Raw genomic sequence first — 17216 nt, 5'->3', positions numbered from 1 at the left:
TTTTAATTACAAGTCATATTAATTACAAGTCATGTACGGCATATCATCCGAGGCCGCCAGATAATCACATCCGGAGAAAAACTAAACATGTTGATACTTTATCAATTCGAGCGCACTTGGGGTAATCCAAACCTCAGCCATTTCTGCTGCAAGACGGAAACCTATCTGCGCATGGCAGGTATCGAATATGGTATCAAGACGACGCTTCCACTATTCGCGCCCAAGGGTAAACTGCCTTTCATTACGGATGGTAACCTGAAATTGGCCGATTCGCGCTTTATCATCCAACACCTCAAGACCAGGTATAAGAATCTGGACGCAGGATTAAGCTCGGCAGAGGCGGCGCTGTCACTGGGAATGCAACGCTTGATTGAAGAGCATCTGTTTTGGGCTACGATGTATTCGAGGTGGCAATACACTGACTCAAACTGGCAGGTCAACAAAAAAGCCATATTTGGTGTGTTGCCACCTGTGGTTCGCGATGTAGCAGCTGTGGTCTACCGCTATAAGATCAGACAGCAGATTCGTGGCCATGGAATGGGCCGGCACAAGCCTGAAGAAGTTTTTGAGCTCGGAATGAAGGATATCGATGCGCTGTCGGCTTGCCTCGGGGATAAGGAATATTTTCTCGGAGACCAGCCGACCACGCTGGACGCCAGCGCTTTCGGCTTTTTGATCAATACGATCGGCTGCCCGATCGAGTCCCCGCTCAAGGACTATGGTTTATCCAAAAATAATTTGAGAAACTATGTCGATCGGATCAAGGCAGAATACTACCCCGATTTGCAGGAGAAGCAGCCGGGTTAGTGATGTAATCGAAGAAAACAGCCTGGAATCATTCCAGGCATCGTACAGGAACGGACCAGTATGGATTTTTGGCGCAGATTGCCATCACGTACGCGGCTTTTGGCCGTGGCAGGGGTTGTGGCGATTATGGTTGCTGCAGGTGCGCAATTTCATGTGAGCTCTCAGGGCGATCGCTCTTCGACGTATCCAAAAGGATACCGCGGCGGGACCTGTACCATTGAAACCGAGGCCCTGCTTGTCGGCTATTCGGCCTATTTCATCCCGAACGATTATGAAATACCTGACGATCCGAGCAGTGCGAAGGCAGTTCCCGTCCTGTGCGGCAAAGTGCCAAGCCCAGGCACGCTCAACGTGACCCTGGACCTGCTTCATCCGGAATCCGCTCGCAATGCGCCATTGGCGCTTCGGCTGGTAAAACTGTCTCCGGAAAATGCGGAGCATGAGTTACTGTCAGTGCCGCCACAGACATATCGATCCGGCACCCTCACCCAGGCATTCAAATTCGATGCGGCGGGCCAGTACGCACTCTATCTCGATGGAAAGCTCCCGAACGAGGCGCAATTCAATATGCAGATACCCATCAAGGTAGGCACTGACTGGCAAGACCATCTTTCCAAATATTGGCTCCAGGCGCTGGTATTCGTTTTCATCGTTCTCGTCCTCTCCAATTGGAAAAGGATATTCGGCTGATCGTCTGCACGGCAAGCGGGAGGCAACCGATACCTTGCCTGATTCTGTGCCTGGGACAATATGCGCCTCTACCCATAAACTAGCTCAAAAAAAGCCCGCCTCTTCCGCATCCATAGTGAGTTTTGAGGCGCTGGTTTGGAACAGATGAACCGGCGCGCCCAATCCAGCTCGTCCTTCCCTTCGACTGCTGTCATGCCGCATGCAAATTTCGCATATGCGGGCGAACAGTTCGGGTGAATCCGTAGAAACGGGCTAGCAGTATGCTCGGATTCGATCAAGACTGTTCAATCTGTTGCAAATAGCCGCGCCATCCCCCGAGCCGACTGATGTCTTCGGCATCCGCTACAGCATAGCGCTCGCAAAGAAATCCCTGCACCACTTCGCCGTCCGCCAGGGTGAGGGTGCCGATGCCGAGGGGCGCGGGAATTCCGGCGACAAAACTGCCGAATTCGGAGGCCGGCAATTCCCAAACCTCGACCTCGATGGCGACTCCTTGCTCGTCCCTTTCCACGTGTACTAATCCCGGACGTTGTGGCGGCCCGCCCGGAAGGGCATACAGCTTATAGTCCGGGGAGGTCGCGGTAGTTGCGACTAACTGTCCATTGCGGCTGGTCAGTTGCCCGTTCAGGGGCAGGCCGGATAAATGCGCGCCGCAAACCGCCACCCTTATCCTTTCCGATTTCTCTGCAAACTGCTTGGTGAACCGGGTTGCCTGTGCGGGTAGCACCGCCCGAGACCCATCTTGAAACACAGCCTGTCCTGGGGGAACCTGTTCTGATAGTGAAATGCCGGTGGCCCCAAGAGGCAGTGCGTAAGCCTGTTGCAGGCGTCCGGCAACATGCAGCAGTGATTTATCATGATGGGCTGGCGCAATCAGCGTTATGCCAAATGGTAGGCCATCATTCTGAAACCCGGCTGGCACCGCCACCGCGGCATAATCGAGGAGATTGACAAAATTGGTGTAGTAGCCAAGATTGGTATTGAGGCGTATTGGGTCTTGCCGCATCGCGTCGATGGTATAAATCGTACCCGCGGTGGGCATCAGCAGGTAGTCCGCCTTGGTCCAGACCTGATCGGCCCGGCGTTTAAGCTGGCGCAACCGGTATTGGGCGATGAATGCATCCGCAGCCGAATGGCCTTTTGCGCCCGCGATGATCTCCCGTACCGGAGCTATGACCTGGTCGCTGTATGCCTCAAAAAATTGCCGGATGGCGGCATAACGCTCTGCCAGCCAGGGCCCGCCGTAGAGCAGCCGGGCAGCTTCCAGAAATGGATCGAGGTCGATTTCGACAGCTTCTCCGCCAAGCGCCTGAGTGCGCGCCACCGCCTCGTCGAATAGCCGTTCAGCCTCGCTATTGCCGAAGAATTGCAATTGTTCCCGGCGTGGAATGGCAAAACGAAAACCGGACCTGAAACCCAAGTCAAAACCATGCTTTTCTCTTCCTTCCGTCTTTAGAGAAAAAATGTCTTCGTCATCGTAACCGGCGCACACCCCTAGAATGCGTTCGGCATCCGCGGCGGTGAAGCTGAAGATGGAAACACAGTCCAGGGAACGGCAGGCCGGTACGACACCCTGGGTGGAGAGCCAGCCTCGCGTCGGCTTGTATCCGATCAGGTTATTGAACCCCGCCGGCACCCTGCCCGAGCCTGCGGTGTCCGTTCCCAAACTGAAACTCACCATGCCCTTGGCCAATGCCACCGCCGAACCCGAACTTGAACCGCCAGAAATATAATCCGGGTTGAATGCATTGCAGCAAGCGCCATAAGGAGAACGCGTGCCGTTAAGCCCGGTGGCAAACTGATCAAGATTGGTCTTGCCGATGGGAATTGCGCCAGCATCGATCAGTTTCTGCACCACTGTTGCATTGCATTGCGGTGTATAGGCGAACGCCGGACAAGCTGCCGTCGTCGGCACGCCTGCCAGGTCGATGTTGTCCTTGAGGGCGAATGGAACGCCGTACAATGGCAGCGCTGCCCTGTCGTTGGCGTTGGCTCTGGCTTCGAGTTTGAACACGTAATCCGTCAGCACGTCAAACGGCAGCCTGTATATCCAGATGTGATCGGGATCGTTTTGAATCCTGGCATGAACTGCCTGCACCACTTTGCTGGGTGTCAGTTCGCCGCTGGCATAGCGTTTCAGCAGGGACGGAATATCGCCCAAGGGCACCAGTGATGAAAGCTCGTCCGCAAACTTATCCATTTACCCCCCCTGAATCACGAGCAGCATCTGCCCGGCGGACACGTGCGCACCTTCCTTGCAAAATAACTGCCGAATCGTGCCAGAGATAGGCGCGTCCACTGCAAACTCCATTTTCATGGATTCGAGCACCAGAATCGGGTTTCCCGCTTCGATGCGATCCCCCTCCCGGGCGAGCAGCTTCCACACCGTTCCGGTTACATGTGCGCTAACCGCCTGCGCGCCCGCCGGCAAGTCCAGTTCGCTTTGCGTATCTGCTTCTTCCAGCACCGCCTCGCTCACATATTCGGCTTGACCGGAAGCATTCCAGCGTTCGCGCTCGGCTTCGAAAGCAGCTTGCTGCCTGGATTTAAAGGCGTTGATCGAAGCCGCATTCTCTTGCAGGAATGCGTTATATTGCTTCAGGCTGAACGTCGCTTCTTTCACCTTCAGCTTGAAGTGTCCGGTGATGAAATCCTGGCGCAGCTTGAGCAATTCGCTCTCACTGACCGGATAGAATCTGATCTGGTCAAAAAACCGCAGCAACCAGGGTTTGCCTTCCTTGAAATCGGCGGTCTGCCGATAGCGATTCCACATCTGCAGGGTGCGCCCGACAAATTGATAACCGCCGGGCCCTTCCATGCCATAAATGCATAGATAAGCCCCTCCTATGCCTACTGCATTCTCCGGCGTCCAGGTGCGCGCCGGGTTGTACTTGGTGGTGACCAGGCGATGACGGGGGTCGACCGGCGTCGCCACCGGGGCACCTAGATAGACATCGCCCAGCCCCATCACCAGATAGCTTGCTTCGAACAGGATGCGCTGCACCTGCTCGATGCTGTCGAGTCCATTGATTCTGCGTATGAATTCGATATTGCTCGGGCACCAGGGCGCATCCCCGCGCACCGACTGCATATATTTCTCGATCGCCAATCGCGTCGCGCCATCGTCCCATGACAACGGCAAATGCACGATACGTGTAGGCACCTCGATATGTTCGATGTCCGGCAGCTTGTTCTCCGCAGCAATGAGAGTGTTCAGCAGCTTGTCGCGCGCCAGGGCGCGCGAGTCGAAATGGATTTGCAGAGAACGAATGCCGGGAGTCAGATCGAGGATGCCTTTCAGCCGCCCGGTATCGATAGCGCTTTGCAAATGTTCCATAAGAGCATGGGCATGAAAACGCAGGTTCAGATCGAGCTCGGGCGGACCGTATTCTATGAGCATATTCTTGTCGCCCGCCTGCCGATAAACTATCTTTACCTGGCTGGCACTCTGCGGAATCGAATGAAGGATCGGTGCAGCAGGCGGCGCTGGCGAAATTGGCGACCTTGGCCCTTTCGTTGGCTCGAGTACTCGCGGGATGACTTTTGGCACGCGAAGATTACGTATGGTTGTGTCCTGCAGCTTTTCGAGCGCGAGCGCCTGCTCCATCGACATTCGACAGAAACGTACGGTATCGCCGGGTTTAAGCTGCCCCATCTTCCACAATTCAGCCTGAACAATGGTGACCGGGCAAACAAACCCGCCGAGACTGGGGCCATCCGGCCCAAGTATCACCGGCATATCCCCGGTGAAATCCACGCTGCCGACCGCATAGGCATTATCGTGGATATTGGACGGGTGCAGCCCAGCCTCGCCACCGTCGCTGCGCGCCCACTGCGGCCTGGGGCCGATCAAACGCACACCGCTGCGGCTGGAGTTGTAATGCACTTCCCAATCCACCGCGAAAAAGGTTTCAACATCCTCATCGGTGAAAAAATCCGGCGCTCCGTGTGGGCCGTACATCACCCCGATTTCCCATTTATCGCTATAGCAGGGAATCAAGTCGTCTGGCAGCACGCGTGCGTGCGGGGCGCGCGTTTCAAGCACATTGCCGGGTTGGATATGCAGCACATCGCCGGTCAGCAGGGCACGCCCGGCGTGCCCACCAAACTGTCCGAGTGTAAAGGTGGACTTGCTGCCCAGATAATCCGGAATCCGGAAGCCCCCCTGAACCGCGAGGTATGCACGGCAGCCATAATTCACGATTTTTCCGAACTGAAGTATCGCGCCGGCTTTCGCCCCGTGCGCTCGCCATTGCGCCAGAGGCTCACCGTCCAGGCGCACGTCCATGGGTGCGCCGCACACCGCGATGACGCTGTCACAGTTGAAGCGCAAGGTCGGGCCCGCCAGGGTAATCTCGAGCCCGGCCTTATCCTCAGCGTTATCCACCAGACGATTGGCGAGACGGAACGCCAATCCATCCATGGGCCCGGACGGCGGGACACCGATGCTCCAGTAGCCGGTTCGTCCGGGATAATCCTGCACCGTGGTTTGCACGCCGGCGCTGAGAACGTCGATGGTATGGGCGACGTAATGAAAACCGTTCAGGAAACTTGTCGTATGCTGTCCACTGCGGAATGCAGTGCCATGCAAGACCTGTTTGAGATAATCCAGATTGGTTTCAATGCCATGCAGGGCAGTTGCATCCAATGCGCCCAGCAGCTTCGCAATGGCATGTTCGCGATCGGCCGCATGTACGATGATCTTTGCAAGCATTGGATCATAGAATGGCGTTATTTCAACGCCGCGTTCCACCCAGGTTTCTATACGCGCCTCGGCTGGGGAAGGAAACTGCGCCGCGGTAAGCATGCCGCAGGACGGCTGAAAATCCCTGGCTGGATTCTCGGCATATACCCGCACCTGGATAGATACGCCGCGCTGCCTGATGTCAAAATATTCCAGCGGAGGCAGATCGTCTGCCGCCTTCCGCACCATCCATTCCACGAGGTCGATACCGGTCACCTCTTCGGTTACGCCATGCTCGACCTGGAGACGCGTGTTCACCTCAAGAAAATAAAATTCGCCCGTGGAAGCGTCGAAGATATATTCCACCGTACCGGCGGATTGGTAGTTGACTGATTTACCCAGGCGCACCGCCGCATCCAGCAAAGCCTGGCGGACACGGGGCGTCAGGTTGGGCGCGGGTGTTTCTTCGATCACCTTCTGGTTGCGCCGCTGCATCGAGCAGTCGCGCTCGCCCAGCGCAATGACCCCGCCCTTGCCGTCGCCGAAGATCTGCACTTCGATATGACGGGCGTTCTCGACAAATTTTTCCAGAAACAGGCCGGCATCCTTGAAGTTGTTTTGCGCGAGGTACTTTACCGAATCGTAGGCCCGGCTCAGTTCGTCCTTGTTCCAGCACAAACGCATGCCAATGCCGCCGCCACCCGCCGTACTCTTCAGCATGACGGGATACCCGATATGCGCGGCCTGCCGGAGTGCGTCCTCCATATCTTCCAGCAGGCCGGTACCCGGCAACAGCGGGACGTTATTCCGCTGCGCCAGTTCGCGCGCCGTATGCTTCAGGCCAAAAGCCCGCATCTGCTGCGGCGTTGGACCGATAAAGCAAACCCCGTGCGCAGTGCATTGTTCGGCGAAGTCCGCTTTCTCACTCAGAAAACCATAGCCTGGATGAATCGCGTTCGCGCCCGTACGCCTCGCAATTTCGAGGATCTTGTCGGCGCACAGGTAGCTTTCCGCAGCAGGTCCGCTGCCTATGCAATACGCTTCGTCGGCGTCCGTCACATGTCGCGACAAGGCATCGGCATCGGTGTAAACCGCCACACTTTTCACGCCAATGCGGCGCAGCGTGCGGATAACGCGGCAGGCAATGGCACCGCGGTTGGCTATCAGTACTTTCTCGAACATGAGTTGTTCCTATCCAGTGCAGGCGGGCGGCAGTTTTTTATTGGAAAAAGAAATCAGGGATCAAGATGGCCGTTAATCAAACACCAAGCCGTTGGGCTCATCCCAGACCAGCAGCCGAATCGGCGTCGGGTTATAGGCGTTGCAGGGATTATTCAGTTGGGGACAGTTCGAAATGAGCACCACCACATCCATTTCGGCTTTCATTTCCACATATTTCCCCGGCGCGGATACACCATCCACGAAATCCAGGCCGCCATCCTCCGACACCGGCACATTCATGAAGAAATTGATATTGCTGGGCAGATCGCGCTTGCTCATGTTGCGGCGCTCGCATAGCGGATCGTGCGCCAGCGCATGAAGAAAATTATCGCGGCAACTGTGCATCGGGAACTTCTCCAGTCCGTACCGCACGGTATTGCTTTCCGCCGCGCAGGCTCCGCCGAGCGTGTCGTGCCGGCCGCATGTATCGGCGACGATCGTGAGCAGGACATTGCCGAAATTGGAATACAGCTTGCTGCCGGTAGTCAGATAGAGTTTATTCTGGCAGCGGATGGTATCGGTTGCGCTGTAGCGTTCCATCGTATCGGTCGCGTTGTAAAACAAGGTATCGACGGCCTGGTTACCCTCCAGGTCCACGATGCGGAACACCTGCCCCTGCATGACCAGCTTGACCCACGGCTCACCCGCCGGGCAGATTTCATCCACTACCGCCGTTTCGGGATCGAGTTTGCTTTCAATGAGACTTTCAATGTGATTTTGCGCGCTCATGCTTCACCTCCATGACAACCGTATAAACGTTCAGTATTTTGCAAACCCCGCGCGTTCTCCGGGATGCGCATGCACTCCGCAAATGAAGTCGATGGCCTTGAATGACTTGCGTAGGCCTCCAGCCTGACCGCGCCAGGCTGGTAAGCCGGCGCGGGGTCGAGAGGATGCGGCGCTGCTGAAAGTGCCATCAGCGTATCCATTTCGAAGCTCAGATCCACGTAATCCCCAGCCTTGCTGTTACGCGGATGGAATGCCAGCTCGCCCGATGAGTTGGCGGTTACCTTGCTGAAGAAATTGATGTTGGCTACTACATCGCGCATGCCCAGCCCCCACTTGCCCAATTCGATGAGCATGCCATCCAGCCCGCTGCGAAACATCTGGTTGCGGTGCTCCTGGTAGCGCGCCACACCGTATTTCCTCCGTATCAATTCGGCATCGCTCAGGCCGCATACGGTGTCATGCCAGCCCACGGTATCTGCGGTGATGCAGCAGAAAATGCGGCCCATATCCGAATGGCATGCAAGCCCTTGGGTCAGGCGGAAAGTATGCTGCGATTTCAAGGTATCCGCCATGTTGTAGCGCTCCAGTTTTTCTTCCTGATTGAAGAACAGGACGGCGCCATTGGCGCCGCCCGCCACATCCACCAAGCGCAGCGTCGTACCCCGACGCACCACGCCAGACCAGTGGCAGCCCCCGGGAATATGTTGTTCCCACATGCATGCATTCGGCTGGTTCATGTTTTTCTCCTTAACAATAAATTTTCAATTTGGATTCTGCTGAAGCAAGGCGTCACACAAACCGCTTTTTTACAACCTCCGCCCTCCAATGCGAATCCAGAGGTTTGGCCTCCGGCTTTTGCTCATTGATCGCAAACTCCTATGAAATTCACTTTCAGTCCGTTCAACGCGTGGCCATGCGTTTCGAGGCACGTTTTTTGCGGACTTTGTCTATCAGGATATACAGTGTGGTGATGCTCAGTATGCCGCCCAGCACCAGGGGCACTGCCCAGAGCTGCCACCAGGGCGCATGGGGCGCTACGGCGTAGGCGCGCGGCCAGGCGATATTGACAAATTCAAACACCGACCACAGGAAAGCCACGGTATTGATCAAGAGCCCCCATGTACCCAGTTTCAGTTCGCCCAGAGCCGGGTTCCAGCGTCCCGTCAACCGGCTGTACAGCCCTACCCCCGTGGTCATGGAAAACATGGCGTAGAGCCCTCCCGTGCCAAAGGCAATCACCGTGGCCACCGCTCCGTCGTTCAGCCCGAACAGCAATCCCAAAGCTGCCAGCGATACGGTACAGATCACCGCATTGCGCGGCGTCTTGTCGGACGTAAGCCGGCTTAACACAGCGGGCATATTGCCTTCGCGAGCCATCGAATAAACGATACGCGATGTATATTTCACTACTGATGCACCACACGCCAGGAAGGCAATCATGACGATGCCCAAAAAGGGCTTTTCAGCCCAACCCCCGAAGCTGCTGGTAATTACGGGAGTAATCGGGTCCGACGTGGCGCTGGCTGTTATTAGGCTGTCGCGATCGAAGGCCAGCGTCAGCGCGGCGGAATTGAAAAGCACCACCGACCCTACCACGCACAGGGAAAAAAACACGGCGCGCGGCACCATCCGCTTGGGATCATGAGTTTCCTCAGCAATGGTGGAGCAGGCGTCGAAGCCGATAAATGCCCAGCCCGCGATAGCGAGCGCAGCAAGAAAAGCGGCGGTCTCGCCCGGCGCCGTGCCCGTGCCCATATGTTGAAACAATTCGGAAAAGGAATGCTGCCGGAAAAAAAGAAACAACAGCAGCGCCACGCCCAGCGAACCGACTACCTCGGCGTAAACGCCCAGTGTAATGACCAGCTTGAAGATGTTGACGTGAGCAACATTGATCAGTGTGCAGAGCAGTAGAAATACCGCGCCCCATGTCACCAATGCATGCCCGGTCAGGCCCGTCCATCCGAAGAAAAGAGAAAGCCAGACACCCCCGGTATATGCGGTGGTAGTCAGCATGGCGATCGTGGAGCTGACATATATGACGCCGGCAAATTGCCCCGCGGTGACGCCCCCGAGCTGGCGCGCCCACTTGTAAGCACCGCCGGCTATGGGAAACTGCGAGGACAGCTCGGCGTAAACAGTAGCAACAAGCAACTGCATGACCAGGCAGGTCGCCAGCGCGGCAAACCAGCCGCCCCCTGTCACAACAGTCTGAACGCTCACGATGGCGTAGAGCCCGACCACCGGCGAAACCACTGCAAAACCGAGGGTGAAGCTATTCCAGGCGCTCATGCTGCGATGCAGCGTATCCGCAACGGCTGGCGCCGCGGCGACCGGTGGTGGAATAGATGAAAATGCGTCCCGGCTTTCCTTTATCTGCATGACAAGCTCTTCGGAAGATATGTCATCGTGCTAGCCGGAAAACCGGGCAAGGAGATAAAAGCCTCAAGTAGAGGGATAGGGACAGGCGACCGGAGGGACACCCGGCGGGCGTTATCGACTACTGCAAAAAGGGAGGAAAGCACGGAACAGGGGTGCATTACGAGTCTCCTTGTTTCAGCGGGTTCAATTCCAAGAGCCAATGTATTGATTACATTATCTCCCGGGCTTTTATCCCTCCGTGGAGCCTCGTCATGACGAAGCCGGAAACTCTCGGACCAGACACCTCTATCGCAGAGGCCGGAACCCTAGTTTCTCCTTAGATCAGCTGGAATGGTTTAATGTTTCATTTTCTGATAAAGCGTCTGTAATTGCCGCCCAAGCACCGCCTTATCACGCGTCTTCAATGAAACGCCAACTCGAAACATCAAGCCAGACAGCTCACCGGAGTATATTTTACACTCCCAATTCAAAAAAACAATATGAGAAGCCTTTGAGCAAATCCCGCGCACGGGACTGATTCAGAGGTCTCGGGATCTTACGCTCAGCGGGCCGCAAGCCGCCTGGCCATCAGCCGATACGAATGCTGCGCGAAAATCCTGAAATCACTGAGCGGTCTTCTTACGCGCCACGATGACACCATCGCGGGTCGGATTGATAAACGCGTCAAATTCGGGATCATTAAAAATTTGCGTATTGTGCTCAAGGATGGCTTCAGTCCAGCCCGGGACAATGTCGACGTATCGCTCCACCGCAACTCGCCCGTGCCACAATACGTTATCCGCGATGTACAGGCCGCCTGGACGAATCCGGTCTTTAGCCATCCGCCAGATCTGCGGATAATCGCCCTTATCCGCATCGTTATAACAGACGTCGAATTGCCCTTCGATTTGGGGAAATATTTCCTGAGCGATTCCAACGCGGAAATCGATTCTCTCCCATACATCCACCGCCTTCAGATATTTCTCGGCCTTCTCCCTGTTGAGAGGATCCCCATCCGTACAGATCACCTGGCCGTTTTCGCCCGCCGCTTTTGAAAACCAATAAGCGGAATATCCATAGCCGCTGCCAAACTCGAATATGCGCTTGGCATCCACTGTCTTTGCCATCGTTTCAAGAAAAACACCCACCAAACGGCCAACAATGGGAAAGTTGTTTTTCTCCGCGACAGATTCCATTTCGGCCAGCACCGGATGGTCACTACGACGCGCCAGACTGCGCATATATTTTTCAATTGCAGGATTAACCGGGACCAATACGGCAGGATTGACAATAGTTGGGGATTGCATGGCCATTGCTCCTCGAAGAAATAAATGACTGCGATACTGACTCTGACTCTGATATTGACTCTGATATTGACTCTACGCTTAACCCGATAAGCGGTCAACGCGCCTCCCGACAGACACGAGATGCGAACACGCGGCTGATGCAGCGCTCCCGCGACTGATCCGGCGCGGATGCAATGATGGGTTAAGCTGCGATCCGCCCGTCCTATTCGGATGTGCTTCACCCGCTTCTACAGATAGCCAGTCAGGGTTGACCGCGGGATGTGACCGGGGTGAGGCGCAACCCGTCAGGATACCCACGGTTTAATGGTAGAATAGCGATCCTATCTCCAAATCAAGATTCGCGCATCCGGTATCCCTCCGGAGAAACGCGGCGACTGCAATCTTCATGGGGCTTCCGAAACTGCGGGCCCCCGGCTAAAAAACCCCTGACGAGACCATCTAGGCACCTTTTTGCCTGGATGCGCACTTGAACTGAAATTGACGAGGTTGATATGAACAGCAAACCACAAATTGTACTGACATCCCAGGACCTGGAACGGCTTGAAACCTTGCTTGAGTCGCTTCCATCGAATGCGTTTCCCGGCAAAGAGGAATTGCGGGCCGAGCTTGATCGCGCGGAAATTGTCGAGCCCAACCAGATACCGCCAACGGTAGTAACCATGAATTCGACCGTCCGCTTCCGCATCAACTCGTCAGGCGAGGATTTTTGCCTTACCTTGGTTTATCCGAAAGATGTGGATGGGTCCGGAGAGAGAATTTCGATTCTCGCGCCGGTGGGCAGCGCCCTCCTCGGCCTTTCGACGGGGGATGAAATTGAATGGCCGCGCCCGGGCGGAGGCACGATAAAGGTCCGAATCGTGGAAGTCGTCTATCAACCTGAACGCGAAGGCAAATTCTACCGCTAGAGTTGGCACGAGTATGCGATTGGCATGAGATCAGCTAAAGGGCAGCGGCGATAAGCGACGCGCCCAGGGCCGCTGCGGGCCACTTATGCACCGCGTCTTATGCGCCGGAATTTACCCGGCAGAGTTACGGAAATAGGGAAAAATTGACTCTGGTCAACGGTTCAGTTGTTCAAAAACCGGGATGATTCTGCTATAGTGCGCACAATTTTTGTCCATAAAACAAAGAGGGATAACCTCCATGAAGCTGCCTGATTTCCCGCCTTTTCAAGCCCCAAGCGCCGGGTCAAAGACGCTTTCCGCAACACATCGGTCACAAGGACCATCCCCGCGACCATTCCTGAAATTCTGCAATTTCTGCCTGAGCGCCGGGACGCTGGGTCTGGCATTGCAGGCTTTTGCGGCGGAGCCCGCTCCCGCGGGAAACAAGTCATCGGAGCCCCCTCTCTCAGGCAGCACCACAGTCGCCCCAACGACGGCCCCTGCATCGGCGGCGCCGGCAACTCCGGCAGCGCCAGGTAAGTTTGACTGGTCCAAGCAGCCGCCTGTGTCGCCTCCGCCGCGTCCGGGTGTGTTTTCGATTGCACCCACGGGGCCGGGATATTACTCGCTCATGGATCTCATTACCGGAAAGAAGCGTGATGCGGCGCCGGTATTCCCGTACGCACCGTATGCACTCATGACCACCCCGGCCTTCGACATGGACTTCCGCTACCGGGAAAAACCTGGGTATGAGCCGGATTTCTTCGATCCGCTCAAGCGTATCAAGCTCGGCGATGACTTTCTTTTGACTCTGGGCGGCAGCTTCTGGTACCGCTACATGAAGGAGAACGATCTGCGGTTGACCAAAGCGGACGACAGCTATCACCTGATACGCAGCCGCTTTCATGCCGACTTGTGGTATCGGGATAACGTCCGGTTGTTCGCCGAATTCATCGATGCGCGCTCCTTCGGCCAGTCGCTCGCACCGCTGCCCACGGATGTGAATCGCACCGACATGCTGAACCTGTTTGCGGACGTGAAGGTGGCAACCGTCAAAGAGGCCCCGGTTTATATCCGCGGCGGCCGCCAGGAATTGCTTTATGGATCACAGCGCCTGATTTCAACGCTGGACTGGGTGAATACACGGCGCACCTTCCAGGGCGCCAAAGCCTTCTGGCGCACTGCCGACCTCGATCTGGACGCGTTCTGGGTGCGCCCCATGATCACGGAACCGGATCGTTTTGATAACTGGGATACGAAACGCGATTTCTTCGGCTTGTGGAGCACCTACCGGCCGATGAAAGGGCAGCTTGTCGATCTTTATTTCCTGAGCCTGCTCAACGATAACCAGACACTCGCCTTCAACCGTCCTGCCAATATAATCGGAAGCTCGAATACACAGACCCTCGGCGGCCGTGTCGCCGGCGACTACAATCAGTTCCTGTATGAACTGGAGGGTATGTACCAGTTCGGAAAGCTTGCCAACCTGGATATCTCTGCCTTCGCGGTTGCCTCCGGCGCCGGTTATCACTTCAAGGGACAGCCGATGAACCCCCAGTTCTGGCTGCGCTACGACTTTGCCTCCGGCGATAGCAACCCGAACGACAACAGATACAATACTTTCAACCAGCTCTTCCCCTTCGGGAATTATTATCTTGGGTGGGCCGACCGGGTGGGACGGCAGAATATCCACGATTTCAACGCACAGCTCAACCTGCACCCCATGCCTTGGGCGACATTCACCGCCCAGTATCACCGCTTCTACCTGGCGAACAAGCGCGATTTTCTGTATAACGCCTCGGGCAACGCCACCCTGCGGGATATCACGGGGCAATCAGGCAGCCATGTCGGGGACGAAATCGACTTCCGTTTCAACGTACACGTCGATCGCCACCAGGATGTGCTGATAGGATACTCTAAGCTGTTTGCGGGCGACTTCCTGAAGGCAAGAGCACCGGGCGTGGCGCCGAGCCTCTTCTACGTTCAGTACAATATCCGCTTTTAAGCAATCGGTAAAATGTAGGGCTGCTACAGTTCAGTAGGGTGCAATAAGCGCAGGCGCATTGCACCTTATGGTTCCAACACCTCACATTCGCGAAGATTGGAGGTCGCAACAAGTAAAGCACGTTCGCCGTATGCGCTGTATCAGTAACGGAGTAAAACGTAGGATGGCAAGAAGCGAAGCGCATCTTATGATAGTCAACCGCCCTCGAATTCGCACAGGGCAAATACTTTAAGCCCCTGGTTTTCCAGTCTCGACCTGCCGCCGATATCCGGCAGGTCGATCACGAAACAGCATTCCACCACCTCCCCCCCCATCTCCTGTATCAGCGCTGCGGCGGCCTCCGCCGTTCCCCCTGTCGCGATGAGATCGTCCACCAGCAGCACCCGATCGCCTTTCTGAATCGCGTCCACATGAATCTCGATCCGGTCGCTACCGTATTCCAATTGATAGTCGCGCCCGCGCGTCTCCGCGGGCAGCTTCCCCTTCTTGCGTATCGGCACAAAGCCTACGCCAAGCTCGTAGGCAACGGGCGCACCGATAATAAAACCACGCGATTCGATCCCCGCCACCTTGTCGATCTGGACCTCTTTTTGACGCTTGGCAATTTCCTGAATCGTGGCGCGCAGCCCGATAGCATCCTTCAGCAGCGTGGTAATGTCCCGGAACATGATGCCTTCGTGGGGATAATGCGCGATGGTACGAATGCGTGATTTGATTTGCATGGGAGTCCTGTTTCTGATTTTAATCTGGATTGCTGGCCGCTTGGCCACTGATACGGATGAGCGGAAATTTAGCTATACTACTGGAAAAGTTGCCGGAAAAACCGTTCTGGTTTATTCTTTGCGCCCCTGCAAGTTACGGCAGGAATTCTTCCACAGGAGAGATGGCCGAGTGGTTTAAGGTACACGCCTGGAAAGCGTGCGTACGGCTCAAACCGTACCGAGGGTTCGAATCCCTCTCTCTCCGCCAAAAAGTCGCCTGTCAGTTTTATCAGGAGTGCCGTCCCGCTAGAACCCCAAGTCCTGGTTATAAGTGGGGAAACCCATCAACACGCCTCAGATCCCATGACTTCATCGAAAATACCCCTCGCCCGTGCGGAAGACTCATCACCGGACGATTGCCGGAATACGACAAAGGAAACACCCCCACGCCTGTGGGGAAGACGTTTTTCCGCGACAAGTGGAACGGGTATCGGTAGAAACACCCCCACGCCTGTGGGGAAGACACCGGCTTACCCTTGAGGGCGGACAGCTCCTTGGAAACACCCCCACGCCTGTGGGGAAGACCTGGCCAGGGTTGGATCAATCGAGCAGGCGGAAGAAACACCCCCACGCCTGTGGGGAAGACATCTTTAGAGAAGATCGAGGCGGCGTTTGGCTAGAAACACCCCCACGCCTGTGGGGAAGACCTGGTGAAGTAATCAGCACGAAACAAATGTTTAGAAACACCCCCACGCCTGTGGGGAAGACCCGCCGTGATTCTTGATACCAGGGAGTGGATCGGAAACACCCCCACGCCTGTGGGGAAGACACCGCCTGCTTGTCATCACGCCAGATGATCTCGGAAACACCCCCACGCCTGTGGGGAAGACGCTTATGCAGCCTCTGCCGACGCCTATCTTAAAGAAACACCCCCACGCCTGTGGGGAAGACGGCCAGCCCAGCGGAAATTTGCCATGGACTGCAGAAACACCCCCACGCCTGTGGGGAAGACTCATCCGGGGCTTTGAACATGTGCCACGGTTCGGAAACACCCCCACGCCTGTGGGGAAGACGAATCCAGGAAGACTGGCAGCAGCGGGTGATCGGAAACACCCCCACGCCTGTGGGGAAGACGAAGTAAGCGGCAAGCGCACGTGAGATACAAAGGAAACACCCCCACGCCTGTGGGGAAGACGCACTTTTTGAGTTCCCAGAGCTGCTTCATGAAGAAACACCCCCACGCCTGTGGGGAAGACGCCGCCGATCAGTTGTTTTAGCGCCTTAGCAAGGAAACACCCCCACGCCTGTGGGGAAGACCGCTTGTTGACGTCCATCTGAATATCGACGGAGGAAACACCCCCACGCCTGTGGGGAAGACGCCCCGACATGCGCCCCGCCCCATCATCCATGAGAAACACCCCCACGCCTGTGGGGAAGACGCTCGTGACCGTGCAACACCCGGCTTTCGTAGGGAAACACCCCCACGCCTGTGGGGAAGACGACATAAAAAAGCGAATCTGTCCGGCACCCCAGGAAACACCCCCACGCCTGTGGGGAAGACAAAAGTCATCAGAGGCTGGCACGTTCTTGAATAGAAACACCCCCACGCCTGTGGGGAAGACAACTCATTTAGCTTTCTGCCGAACAGATCAAGAGAAACACCCCCACGCCTGTGGGGAAGACGCGGACGCACCGGCTGGCAAAGAAGCTCTAATGGAAACACCCCCACGCCTGTGGGGAAGACCCACTGCGATAATTTTCTCTGCTTCCTCACTAGGAAACACCCCCACGCCTGTGGGGAAGACAAGAGAGTGCCGCTCATCGTGCAGT

General features: G+C 56.1%; 12 protein-coding genes, 1 tRNA gene, 1 CRISPR repeat array and 1 riboswitch (1 of these 15 cut by a window edge). Of the genes, 5 read left to right on the top strand and 8 right to left on the bottom strand.

Annotated elements, in window-relative coordinates:
* The first annotated feature begins 87 nt into the window (after positions 1 to 87).
* On the top strand, positions 88 to 807 hold the full coding sequence (locus tag BMX00_RS06020) for a glutathione S-transferase family protein (protein WP_090828091.1): 720 nt from the start codon (positions 88 to 90) through the stop codon (positions 805 to 807).
* A 60-nt stretch (positions 808 to 867) separates the two neighbouring features.
* Positions 868 to 1497: a hypothetical protein gene (locus BMX00_RS06015; RefSeq protein ID WP_090828090.1), complete on the top strand. Its 630-nt coding sequence runs from the start codon at positions 868 to 870 to the stop codon at positions 1495 to 1497.
* Between the two features lie 274 nt (positions 1498 to 1771).
* Here the strand turns inward: BMX00_RS06015 and atzF are convergent, their stop codons facing one another.
* The 6 genes from atzF to BMX00_RS05985 form a co-directional block, all read right to left on the bottom strand.
* A complete protein-coding gene (gene atzF / locus BMX00_RS06010) occupies positions 1772 to 3697 on the bottom strand; it encodes an allophanate hydrolase (RefSeq protein WP_090828089.1) in 1926 nt (641 codons plus the stop codon).
* Complete coding sequence (gene uca, locus BMX00_RS06005; protein ID WP_090828088.1) at positions 3698 to 7363, bottom strand: urea carboxylase; 3666 nt, start codon at positions 7361 to 7363, stop codon at positions 3698 to 3700. It abuts the gene before it with no gap.
* A gap of 72 nt (positions 7364 to 7435) precedes the next feature.
* Complete coding sequence (locus BMX00_RS06000) at positions 7436 to 8131, bottom strand: urea amidolyase associated protein UAAP2 (RefSeq protein WP_090828087.1); 696 nt, start codon at positions 8129 to 8131, stop codon at positions 7436 to 7438.
* Positions 8128 to 8868 carry an urea amidolyase associated protein UAAP1 gene (locus BMX00_RS05995; RefSeq protein WP_090828086.1) on the bottom strand — a complete coding sequence of 247 codons (741 nt, stop codon included), beginning with the start codon at positions 8866 to 8868 and terminating at the stop codon, positions 8128 to 8130. The genes BMX00_RS06000 and BMX00_RS05995 overlap by 4 nt, the downstream gene beginning before the upstream one ends.
* A 163-nt stretch (positions 8869 to 9031) precedes the next feature.
* Complete coding sequence (locus BMX00_RS05990) at positions 9032 to 10510, bottom strand: APC family permease (protein ID WP_090828085.1); 1479 nt, start codon at positions 10508 to 10510, stop codon at positions 9032 to 9034.
* A 215-nt stretch (positions 10511 to 10725) separates the two neighbouring features.
* Positions 10726 to 10830, bottom strand: a riboswitch (guanidine-I (ykkC/yxkD leader).
* A gap of 282 nt (positions 10831 to 11112) precedes the next feature.
* Positions 11113 to 11796 (bottom strand): O-methyltransferase, encoded by a 684-nt coding sequence (locus BMX00_RS05985; RefSeq protein WP_090828084.1) that lies wholly within the window; start codon positions 11794 to 11796, stop codon positions 11113 to 11115.
* 491 nt (positions 11797 to 12287) lie between these two features.
* Here BMX00_RS05985 and rnk point away from each other — a divergent pair, with 491 nt between their 5' ends.
* A complete protein-coding gene (rnk, locus tag BMX00_RS05980) occupies positions 12288 to 12701 on the top strand; it encodes a nucleoside diphosphate kinase regulator (protein ID WP_090828083.1) in 414 nt (137 codons plus the stop codon).
* Positions 12702 to 12965: 264 nt separating this feature from the next.
* Here rnk and BMX00_RS14850 read toward each other — a convergent pair whose 3' ends face one another.
* Positions 12966 to 13235, bottom strand: coding sequence for a hypothetical protein (locus BMX00_RS14850; protein WP_245727787.1), 270 nt, complete (start codon positions 13233 to 13235; stop codon positions 12966 to 12968).
* A gap of 76 nt (positions 13236 to 13311) precedes the next feature.
* Between BMX00_RS14850 and BMX00_RS05975 the strand changes: the two genes are divergently transcribed.
* Positions 13312 to 14685, top strand: coding sequence for an alginate export family protein (locus BMX00_RS05975; RefSeq protein ID WP_245727785.1), 1374 nt, complete (start codon positions 13312 to 13314; stop codon positions 14683 to 14685).
* Positions 14686 to 14879: 194 nt separating this feature from the next.
* On the opposite strand, the gene BMX00_RS05970 is transcribed toward BMX00_RS05975, so the two are convergent.
* Complete coding sequence (locus tag BMX00_RS05970) at positions 14880 to 15407, bottom strand: adenine phosphoribosyltransferase (RefSeq protein WP_090828081.1); 528 nt, start codon at positions 15405 to 15407, stop codon at positions 14880 to 14882.
* A 155-nt stretch (positions 15408 to 15562) separates the two neighbouring features.
* On the opposite strand from BMX00_RS05970, the gene BMX00_RS05960 reads away from it, so the two are divergent.
* A tRNA-Ser gene (locus BMX00_RS05960) sits at positions 15563 to 15654 on the top strand.
* 167 nt (positions 15655 to 15821) lie between these two features.
* Positions 15822 to 17216: a CRISPR direct-repeat array (repeat unit 28 nt; unit sequence GAAACACCCCCACGCCTGTGGGGAAGAC) (it continues 2660 nt past the right edge of the window).

It is taken from the genome of Nitrosovibrio tenuis (assembly GCF_900109785.1).
GTDB lineage: Bacteria > Pseudomonadota > Gammaproteobacteria > Burkholderiales > Nitrosomonadaceae > Nitrosospira > Nitrosospira tenuis_A.
Note: the sequence above shows the minus strand (reverse complement) of the source record. Positions and strands in the feature narration are given on the sequence as shown.